Annotated in this window: 9 protein-coding genes and 1 riboswitch; of the genes, 6 read left to right on the forward strand and 3 right to left on the reverse strand. The window is 48.2% G+C overall.

Translation table 11 applies throughout. The annotated features are described in order from the left end of the window. Positions 1-136 precede the first annotated feature (136 nt). Positions 137-826, reverse strand: a complete 690-nt coding sequence (locus B2899_RS12175) for a metal-dependent hydrolase (protein ID WP_146807911.1) — start codon at positions 824-826, stop codon at positions 137-139. 159 nt (positions 827-985) lie between these two features. Here B2899_RS12175 and B2899_RS12180 point away from each other — a divergent pair, with 159 nt between their 5' ends. From B2899_RS12180 to B2899_RS12200, 5 genes are all read left to right on the forward strand, one after another. Then, positions 986-2,419: a YheC/YheD family protein gene (locus B2899_RS12180; protein ID WP_286886120.1), complete on the forward strand. Its 1,434-nt coding sequence runs from the start codon at positions 986-988 to the stop codon at positions 2,417-2,419. Beyond that, on the forward strand, positions 2,419-3,519 hold the full coding sequence (locus B2899_RS12185; RefSeq protein WP_146807909.1) for a YheC/YheD family protein: 1,101 nt from the start codon (positions 2,419-2,421) through the stop codon (positions 3,517-3,519). Before B2899_RS12180 ends, B2899_RS12185 begins: the two co-directional genes overlap by 1 nt. Continuing rightward, the gene (locus tag B2899_RS12190) at positions 3,516-4,808 is read left to right on the forward strand and encodes a YheC/YheD family protein (RefSeq protein ID WP_286886123.1); all 1,293 of its coding nucleotides are present in this window, start codon (positions 3,516-3,518) and stop codon (positions 4,806-4,808) included. Before B2899_RS12185 ends, B2899_RS12190 begins: the two co-directional genes overlap by 4 nt. A 124-nt stretch (positions 4,809-4,932) precedes the next feature. After that, positions 4,933-6,024, forward strand: coding sequence for a YheC/YheD family protein (locus B2899_RS12195; RefSeq protein ID WP_286886124.1), 1,092 nt, complete (start codon positions 4,933-4,935; stop codon positions 6,022-6,024). A gap of 157 nt (positions 6,025-6,181) precedes the next feature. Continuing rightward, a riboswitch (cyclic di-AMP (ydaO/yuaA leader) is annotated at positions 6,182-6,324 on the forward strand. Positions 6,325-6,330: 6 nt separating this feature from the next. Next, the gene (locus B2899_RS12200; RefSeq protein WP_170230036.1) at positions 6,331-6,861 is read left to right on the forward strand and encodes a C40 family peptidase; all 531 of its coding nucleotides are present in this window, start codon (positions 6,331-6,333) and stop codon (positions 6,859-6,861) included. 85 nt (positions 6,862-6,946) lie between these two features. Here B2899_RS12200 and B2899_RS12205 read toward each other — a convergent pair whose 3' ends face one another. Further along, a complete protein-coding gene (locus B2899_RS12205; protein WP_286886127.1) occupies positions 6,947-7,603 on the reverse strand; it encodes a hypothetical protein in 657 nt (218 codons plus the stop codon). Between the two features lie 178 nt (positions 7,604-7,781). Between B2899_RS12205 and nhaC the strand changes: the two genes are divergently transcribed. Next, the gene (nhaC, locus tag B2899_RS12210) at positions 7,782-9,179 is read left to right on the forward strand and encodes a Na+/H+ antiporter NhaC (RefSeq protein WP_146807904.1); all 1,398 of its coding nucleotides are present in this window, start codon (positions 7,782-7,784) and stop codon (positions 9,177-9,179) included. 48 nt (positions 9,180-9,227) lie between these two features. Here the strand turns inward: nhaC and B2899_RS12215 are convergent, their stop codons facing one another. Then, complete coding sequence (locus tag B2899_RS12215; RefSeq protein WP_286886131.1) at positions 9,228-10,430, reverse strand: PQQ-dependent sugar dehydrogenase; 1,203 nt, start codon at positions 10,428-10,430, stop codon at positions 9,228-9,230. Positions 10,431-10,621: the final 191 nt, after the last annotated feature.

Below are 10,621 nucleotides of genomic sequence, written 5' to 3' on the forward strand. Positions count from 1 at the left end.
TTCCTTATTTTCACAAAAAAAAGAGCGACTTGATCCGTCGCTCCAACACAAGAGGTATATAAAAGGGGGTTTTTCATCACGATTTTAAGATACCCCATGAATATTACATATATATTACAAAACTGTTACTAAACTATTATATTTCAAGTTCTTCTCCCACAGTCATGACTTTACCTCTCAAACCTCTGCTTTCAAGGCCGTGTACGAACGCTTCCGGATTCTGCTTAATAACCGGGAAAGTATTGTAGTGCACAGGTACAGTGAGTTTTGCACCAACCCATTCGGACGCCTGCAATGCATCTTCCGGTCCCATGGTGAAGTTATCACCAATTGGCACAAATGCGATATCAATCGTATTGCGCTCTCCAATCATTTTCAAATCGCTGAACAGGCTGGTATCGCCAAGATGATAAAGCGTCTTGCCTCCCATTGTCACAAGGAAGCCGCCCGGCATGCCGCCATAGATAATCTTCTGCTCATCATCAAGCACAATCGCAGAGCTATGAAAAGCCTGTGTCATCTTCACAGTACCAAAATCAAATTCGTACGCGCCACCCAGATTCATGCCATGGACCTTAACTCCCTGCCAGCCCATATATGTAGCCAGCTCATGCGTAGCAACGACCGTAGCATTATTCCGCTTAGCAATGGTAAGTGCGTCACTGATATGGTCCCCATGTGCATGCGTCAGCAGTACATACTGAACTTCAATTTCTTCCGGCTTTGCTTTTGCCAGAGCGTTTCCCGTCAGAAACGGATCAATAATCACCGATTTGCCTTGATGTGAAACCTGTATACAAGAATGTCCATGATATGTAATTTTCATACTTTCACCCTCCATTCTTTTCTTTGCTTCACTAAAGTTCCTCCTTTTATTGTACCAGCCTCTTCTACAGTAAACAAATGGATGGAATACTCACGCTCCTGTTCATTCGCTCATAAGATAAAGGGATGATACACGCATGTAAGAAAGGGGGAGCGATCCATGCCGCAGCATTATACGCGGATTCAACCTATACCCGATCAGTCTCTTCCCACCGCGATCGATTTACAGCTCCCGACCTCCTTTGTCAAAAAACATGGGATTTCCGGCAAAAATTCGCTTAACCTGACGTACGGATTACAAACAGTAAAGGTTGCTTTTGAAACGGTCACCACCGCTGCTCCTGTACGAATCCGGGAATCTCTCGCACGAAGACTTCATCTGCTCGAAGAAGAGATGGCATACGGCTTTTATTTTCATGCGGAAACCCGAGAGCTTATCGTCGGACCGCTTGTCGGCGTGCTAATCTACCGGATGGCGCCTACAGAAGAAGGAATGTTCGGGGGAATTACCGATTTCTGTCGTGAGGTATCGCAGACCTGTCGCCTGCGGGGAGGACTCGGTTTTATTTTCACATTAGATCAAATCTCGCAGGAAAACAATACGGCGGATGGGTGGACGTATCACAACAATCATTGGATTAAACGAAGATTTCCGCTGCCGAAGTGTGTTTATAATCGCATCGGATCGCGCCGGATTGAAGAAAAAGAAGAGACAAAGGAGAAAATCGCCATATTGAAAAATAAAGGCGTACTATTCTTTAACGAACAATTCCTCGATAAATGGCACATTTACGAGCGGATGTCCCGTCTGCCGGAAAACGCCTCCTTCTCTCCGTATACCGAGCTGTACACAGGAGTTGCATCACTTTCAGCTATGCTGCAGAAACACCCGTACATCTACCTGAAGCCGTCCAGCGGCAGCCTCGGGCGTGGCATCATCCGTCTCGCCCGCACCAATGGCGGTTATGTATGCCAATATGCTTCATTGAACGGAACGGTCATACGGCGATACCGTACACTGGGGACGCTGCACCAGATGCTGCGCTCTCGCATAGGTAAGCAGCAATATTTAATGCAGCAGGGATTACATCTTATCAAAATGCGGGGAGGTATTGTGGATTTTCGCGCGCTTGTGCAAAAAAACCGATACGGCGAGTGGAGCATCACATCCGTGGTGGGACGAAGCGCACCCACAAGCAAAAGTATCGTCTCCAACGTGGCGCGCGGCGGGACCATGCTTCCGCTGGGCGGGGCGCTGACGGCGGCCGGGTTTCCTCCGATGACACGCAATATGGTTGCCGCTTCCATCCGGAAGCATGCACTACTCATCGCCCGACTATTCGAGAAATGTGTGGAAGGCCATTATGCGGAACTCGGCATCGATTTAGGTGTTGAGAAAAGCGGCAAAGTATGGCTGCTTGAAATCAACTCCAAGCCTTCCAAAACAAACAATGCCCTGGCGAATGCCGGCAAAGGGTCGCGACCTTCTGTCATTCGACTGGTTGACTACTGTTTTTACCGGAGCGGCTTTATTCCGTCCGCTCCCAAAAAAACGCCGCAAGCCAAGCGACGTCCAAGAAGGAGGTCATCATAATGAAAAAAAACCCTTCGGGTTATTTGGGCATTCTAGCCACCCCAAGTACTAAATATCAACCTTTTCCCGACAAAACGTTCTTTGCATTCTTGACCCAGGCAGGAAGAAAAATCGGGCTGCCGGTATACGTCATTTTACCTACAAACATCAATTTCACGACAAAAACGGTCATGGCATACCGATATACCCCTCAGAAAAAATGGGTAAAAATTCGCTTGCCTTTCCCGACACTAATCTACGACCGTCTGTCCAACCGTAAAAAATACGAAGCGCAAATCAAAGGATTGAAAGCAAATCCTTCCATTACGTTTCTTGGACATGTGCTGGGCGACAAGCTTAAGAACCACAACCATCTTATCCAGCATCCCGGCATCGCCGCCCACATGCCCGCCACTGAACTCATTACATCCATGCAGGTAATTAAAGATCTGCTCAACAATTATGAAGCGGTTGTCGTAAAACCAATGCGCAACTCGCTCGGTATCGGTGTAATGAGAGTTATATCTAAAAACAATGTCCACCGTGTCGATGGTCGGAACTTTAAAAATAAAATTTTTCACCGCACGTTTCCCAGCCGGACAGCACTGCTATTATGGCTACGCAATCAATTCAAGGTGAAAATGATCGCCCAACCGTATCTTCAACTCTCGACTCCAGACGGTATTCCATTCGACATCCGCGTACTTGTGCAGAAAACCGGCAAAGGCGAATGGGGAGAAACAGGCCGCGCCGTACGCGCCGGTGTTAAAAATGGCCTCACGTCTAACTTATGCGGGGGAGGCAAGGCGTACTCGTATGAATCTTTCCTTCGTAAATACTTTAGCGAAGAGCAAATGGTAAAGATTAATCAGGAAATTGATTTTATCGTCAAAGAACTGCCTCCGTTCCTCGAAGGAAGGCATGGGCGCCTGGTCGAATTGGGTATCGATATTGGAGTCGACCGCTGGGGTCAGGTATGGTTGATTGAAGTAAACTCCAAACCCGGGCGCGCTTCCTTCCGTCAGATTGAAGAAGGGAAACATTTTCGGGATGTACGACTTAATCCGCTGCGCTACGCGTATTATCTCTGGCAAAATCGCTCAAAGTCGGTGACTTCATGAGTACGCTCGCGACAGGATGGGTGTCCATTCACCCCTTACACCGAACATGGCGCCTTCACCTCTCCGCGAGCAAAACGCCGCATCCACTTCTTTCCCGAAAGAAAGTTCGCCTGCGGTTCGGTTCCTGGGAAAAAACGATGCTTGTAACACGCAAACGGCCCAATCTGTATTCCATCAAAGCAAAAGTACGCATTCGTTCTCACCAGAACCATTTTACGATAGGACCTCTCGTCGGCATTCTTACTGTGGCAGGAGGCGGACTGTTTCGCGGAGTTCAAAGCAACTTTATTGATATTATCGAAGCAGGCCGGAGGATAGGCGCACTCGTATACGTCGTCCCGATAGAAAATATCAACTGGAAAACGCGTACCGTACAGGGCTATCTGTACCATCGACATGGAAAGAAATGGATAAAAGAAAGGCTGCCGCTGCCGCACGTTCTCTATAACCGCATCCCTAACCGTGCATCGGAAGAGCAAAAGCATGTAAAGATTGCGCTGGCACAACTTTCGAACATGCGCAACCTCACACTATACAATCCTCATTTCTTCAATAAACAGCAGCTATATGCCGCTCTACAGCGCGACTCGGGCGTCCTGCCCTATTTGCCGTGTACCGTACCGCTTTCTTCGAAAAATATACTTTATGAGATGCTGTCTTCTTATCCGTTCGTATATGTCAAACCGGTAAACGGTATGGCAGGTCAAGGCATTTACCGCGTACAGCGAAAGCCTACAGGCGGCTATCTGATACAATACCAGGAACGAAAAAAAACGGTAAGCAAACCATTTTCTACAAAGGAAGAAGTCTGGATGTATCTCTCATCCCGAATCAAACAGCCATACATTATACAGCAGGGTATCGACCTGGCCACATTCAACAACAAACTGTTCGATGTCCGTCTGCTGGCGCAAAAAAACGGCCGCGGCGAATGGGATGTAACCGGTATGGGGATCCGGTTGGCGGGATCCGGCAAAATTACAACCCATGTACCGCGCGGCGGATCGGTACAATCGCCTGAAGAAGTCCTTACAGCCGCATTTCCGCACTATTCACCGGAAAACATACTCATATCGATTCATCATATGGCGCTGCGCATCGCTCGCTCGCTTGAAAAAGAATGGCCTGCACTCGGTGAAGTATCGATGGACATTGGCATCGATAAAACCACACGCATCTGGTTTATCGAAGCAAACGCTAAACCGGGCAAGTTTGACGAACCGCATATTCGTAAATTATCATTGCGGCGCATCGTAGAATACGCCCAGCATCAGGCAAACTTTTATTGATACGGGAGAGACCCGACATTCCCATTCATAAAGTTTCTCCCTTACGTTTGCCTGTATACGAGATGCTCCCGGAAAATCTATGTTCCGGGTTGGAGGAGGAGACTAAAGAAAAGAGTGAGATAATATGAACATACAGCGTCCACTTGTCGGAGTGTTGACATATCGTAACGGGAATTTCATAGCAGGTAAAACATACCTCACGCGCCTTGCTCTCACCGCTGAAACGCATAACTGTGGACTCATCGTCTACTCCCCCGCTGACATCGATGAAAACAAGGGAATTGTATACGGCTTCGTGTATGATATAAAAACCAAAGTATGGAGAAGAAAAAAAACGCACCTGCCGCATATCGTATACGACCGTTTCAGCAATATGTTGCCTGAGGTATTCAAAAAATATGCGGCATATCGCAGCGCAAGCCGTCTAACCTATTTAAACAACCGTTTTGCTCATAAATGGAACGCTCACCGATTTCTAAGCCAGGACCAACACATTGCCCCCTACCTGCCGGACACCGTATTAATGCAGCGTGGTGCACTGCAGCGCATGATTCGAAAGCACCCTATTCTCTACGTAAAGCCGGTAAACGGTTCAGGAGGCAAAGGCATCCTGCGCATTCGTCATAATGGAAATATATTTGAGATGGTCGGCCGCGATCGACAGAATAACATTATCCGTAATATCATGCGAACGTGCCCTGCTACCGAGCGGTTTTTACTAACGTGGTGCCAGCGGCAAGGACGCACATTCATTCTGCAGCAGGGTCTTGCACTCTCCTTGCTGCCCAACAGCATATGCGATAGCCGGGTGCTCGTTCAAAAAAATGAGCAGGATGAATGGATGATAACGGGCATGGTGGGCAAACAATCCCCTCAGCAATTCGTTACCTCTAACCTGCAAAGTGGCGGGCGTGCTATCGGACTTGAAGAATTGCTCGGTTATCGCTTTTCTGTAAAGGAAGTTTCGCGCATTCTGGACGAGATTAGGCGGGTCAGTCTTCTTCTGCCCCGGCATATCGAATCAAAGTTCGGCAATTTCATAGAATTTGGCATTGATATTGGCATTGATACAAAAGGCCGAGTCTGGATTATCGAGGTCAATACCAAGCCAAACCGGGAACTGTTTCGCCTGGCCGGTCAACTTGATGTTTATCAAACATCGATCGAAATGCCTATTCGTGTCGCTGCTCACCGGCTTCTTACAACAAATTTCTAAATCCATAATCACAGACACATAGCCCCTGTTCGCTTTTTTGGCGAACAGGGGCTATGTGTCATTCCACCTAGAAATGAAAATAAAGGAAATGATGCCATCTATCTGCTAATGCCCTTCTCTCTCATTTACGTTACCGTTTATAGAGAATAAAAAATAACAACAACAAACGCCTAATCCAGATAATACAGAATCTGGAACGGGGGAACCAAGCAAATGGGGTGAAATCGCGCTTTTATGCGCGGTCGGGCGCCTTTCGACCGAACCCGTCAGCTAACCTCGTCGGCTAAAGAGAGAGGGAGAAGTTACATGAAAAAAGGTTTCAAAGCTCTTACTACAGGATTATTAGCAGGCAGTATGCTGCTCGGCGGCCTGGCGGCTGGTCCGGGACAAGCTGAAGCAGCTATGGTATCCGCAAAATTCGGCACAACGGTAAATGTGGCAAATGAAAACCGTGTCATTGACAATATCATCCGTACCGGCAAAAGCCTGATGGGCGGCAAGGCGCAGTACAGCCACAATTATGTTCCCGGAAAATACATGGATTGCTCACAATTTATATACTATATTTTCAAGAAAAATGGTATTGACATTCATACACGCGACGATGATCGTCAGGTAAAACTGGGTAGCTATGTACCGAAGAGCAAGCTGCAAAAAGGCGACTTAATTTTCTATAGCACAAAGAAAAACAAATGGGACATTACCCACGTAAGCATGTACATCGGCAACGGCAAAGTGCTGCACATGGCAAACACGAAATACGATGTGACCATCAGCAACCTGAACAGTTCCTGGCACCAAAAATATTATGTAACGGCCAGACGTGTAATCAAGTAATATTTGATTCAATCCCCGTTTCTCTCCTAAGTATAAACGCAAGAGGGAAATTGTATTCGATCCAAACAAAGGCGGAGTGGAAATTTCACTCCGCCTTCTGTTGATTCAACTCTTGCAAGTAAACCATAATTTCTTCAATATTATCCCCCAGTGTCCAGCCTTTCTCTTGAAATATCGCCCTGTATTTGCGGTGAAACGGTTCGGCCTCGTCCCGGATCATCCGCTGCCTTGCGGACAGCTGTTTGCGTTCTTCTTCTGATAACCTTTCTTCAACTGCGTCACAAATGAACGAGCGGCAAATGCTCGTTTTGAAATGCGGATTCAGACCGCATCCCTTGCCGTCGACAAAAAATTGGCACACCGCATACGCCAATCGTTCATCCACCGCCTGATAAGCCGTATGCGGTGACTGTCGCAGCCGCTCGTACCGTTCCGCCGGAGATTCTGACTCTCCTGGCCCTCGGCTATAGAACAGCGGATGAATGAATGCTCCCGCTACAATTTCGTATTCATATATGGTATTGCGCGGGTTACGGTACAGCTGTTCCATGAAAAAGTCCGTCTCACCCGCTGCTATCATTTTATATATCTCAAATAAAGTAAACACCGGTTCATACGCACAGCATCCAATATGCGGCAACTCCTCCGATCGCCGCTGAAAGTGCGGGTCCGGACAGTTCCGGCATACCGTCGACAGCAACTGATTGCTTTTAGCGTCCCATTTTATTGTTCCATATTTCATCTTCTTATCCTCATTTTTTCGTTTTTTCTTTCTTTAATTATATCGTATCCTTTTCCCTACTCTTTGAAAATAATACTTTACAAACAAACTATTAATCTTGTATTCTTAAAAAGTCACTTTATCACTTAAAAGCAAACAAGCGTTTAAGTAATAAATTATATAAGGGGGGGAATCTACCGTGCGGGAAGAAACGACTACTCATCATTTTACAAAAGGCCAGGCGGTGCTGCTAACCGTGCTATTGCTTGGCATCATCGGCTCAATCATGATCGGGCTGAAAGCTCCACCGCACGTTCCTATCCTTTTGTGTCTGTTTCTGTTAATTCTTGTCGCCTTCTTCAAGAAAATCCCCTGGACAACAATCGAGCAGGGAATTATAGAAGGCGTGCGTCCCGGTTTAGTACCGATTTTTATCTTTCTGCTTATCGGTGCACTCATCGGGGTCTGGATGGCCAGCGGTACCGTGCCGACAATGATGGTATATGGCTTTCATCTCCTGTCCGCAAATTATTTTCTTGCCGCAGCGCTCTTACTCTCCGTCGTTGTCGGAACCTGTATCGGCAGCTCGCTCACCACAGCAGCTACCATCGGCGTCGCACTCATGGGCATGGGAGAAGCCATGGGAATCAACCCGGCCCTGACAGCGGGTGCAGTCGTCTCTGGAGCATTCTTCGGCGATAAAATGTCACCGTTATCCGATACAACAAATCTCGCCCCAACAATGGCCCGCGTTGATTTGTTTACGCATATTCGTCATATGCTCTGGACTACCGTCCCTGCGCTCCTGATCTCATTTGTGCTTTTCCTGTATCTCGGCGTCGGAAGCGCGGCACCCGATTCGGCGGCACAGGTAGAAAGCTTGCGCAAAGCGCTGATAGAGCACACGGCAATCCATCCGCTGGCTTTAATTCCGCCTATCCTGGTTTTTTTGCTTGCGATACGCCGTGTTCCGGCCATTCCGACACTGATGGCAGGTATTCTCTCCGGTATCGTGCTCGCATTCTGGCTGCAGCCGGGCATGACGGCAGGCCGGATGGCCGGCATCATCCAGGATGGTTTTGTCTCTAAGACCGGAATAAAAGCCGTCGATGCACTGCTGACACGTGGCGGCATGCAAAGCATGATGTTCTCTGTTTCACTAATTTTCCTGGCTCTCAGCATGGGCGGGCTGCTGTACCGGCTGGGAATTATCAATCGACTTATGGAGCTAATCCACGGCTTTATCGAGACAAGAGGACGACTGATCGCCTCCACCGCTTTCTCGTCCATCGGCATAAACATGCTGCTCGGTGAACAGTATCTGTCCATCATTTTGAGCGGTAACGCATTTATAAAACAATATGAGAAACTGGGGCTGGCGCGAAAAAATATGTCACGTGTACTCGAAGACGCCGGAACGGTCGTCAATCCACTCGTTCCATGGAGCGTGTGCGGCGTATTTCTTACCGGTGTGCTGGGCGTCTCGACCATCGACTATCTGCCTTTCGCGTTTTTCTGCCTGCTGTGTCCCGTACTGACCATACTGCTCGGATTTACCGGCATCGGCGTTCCGTATGAAACAGAAAAGAGGAGCTAATCACAGCTCCTCTTTATTTTATGAAGCAAGCAGTACAAAGATTAGAATTTAGAGACGAGGTTTCAAGCGGATAATCTTATCATCCCCGGAACGTTCCTTGCCTCGTCCATCCCGGTTATTCGTCATAAAATACAGTGAGCCGTCCGGACTTTCTGCAATATCACGAATCCGGCCAAATTCTCCGGGAAACAGGCTGTTCAGCGAGACTACTTTAATCGGATTCTCCCCATCCAGCTCGGCCTTCCAGATTTGTTCGCCCCGCAGGTTGGCCGCAAGCAATTGTCCTTTCCATCGCCCCTGTTGTATAAACACGATTCCCGAGGGGGCCCAGGTCTGCTCGCCGCTGTGTAGCAGAGGGCGCTTCTTGCCTTCTTCTGTTTTATCTCCTTCAATAACCGGCCATCCATAATTGGCGCCCGGTTCAATCAAATTCAGTTCGTCATGAGCGGACTGGCCGTGCTCGACACTATAGAGCTTGCCGGTCTCTGGATGCCAGGCCAATCCCTGTGGGTTACGGTGTCCCAGACTGTAGACGGGAGAATTCGGGTCCGGATTGTCCTCCGGAATGGTACCGTCCAGCCGAATGCGTAGAATTTTTCCAGCTAAATCATCCTTCTCCTGCGATCGCTCCCGCTCAAGCGCATCGCCGGTCGTAATATACAGCATTCCGTCCGGGCCAATTTTCAGCCTTCCCCCATTATGATTGTAGTTACCGGGAATCCCATCCAGCAGCACCTTATCGACGCGGGCGCGGTTCTTACTTTCGGTAAGACGTAGCACCCGATTTTTGATCTGGCCATCCTGTTCATAAGAGTGGTAAACATACAGGTAACGGTTAGTCAAGAAATCAGGGTCTATTGCTAGCCCAAGCAGACCGCCCTCTCCCTTCTCTACAAAAGGCGGAGGGAATGAAAGCGCCGGCTGTGGTAGAACTTTTCCGTTTTCGATTATCCGCAGCGTACCGGGACGTTCTGTGAAAAACATCCGCCCATCCGGGGCCATGGCGAGCGCCCAGGGCACGTTAAGTCCTTCTGCGATAACTTCCGGTTCGTATGGAGTGTCTGCTTCAGGAAGCGGCACTGCTTCTCTGGCAAGCGAAACAGGCAGGGCGGATTGTTCCTTCTTTTCCTGGGATGCCTGTTTTTGCGGAACCGCATCTGAACCTTTATCCGGCGTACATCCGAGAATCATTGCCAAAATTCCGATGTACATGAACCCGGCAATAGCCAATCGACCGTTATACTTCCTCATTCCGCATCCTCCTTTTTTCTCCATGCACGCTATTTTTTTCCGTGAATCGACATAGAAAACCACCATGGCATCTCAGCCGCAACCACAACATGAAAATCGTGGAAAGGACGGCTGACTTTAGTGGTACGAAGGAAAATGAAGGAAAGAATGAGGGAATGATTTCAATGTAGAAAAAGGCGAAGGCCTTTTTC

The organism is Aneurinibacillus sp. UBA3580 (assembly GCF_002375825.1).
In the GTDB taxonomy this organism is placed as follows: Bacteria; Bacillota; Bacilli; order Aneurinibacillales; family Aneurinibacillaceae; genus Aneurinibacillus; species Aneurinibacillus danicus.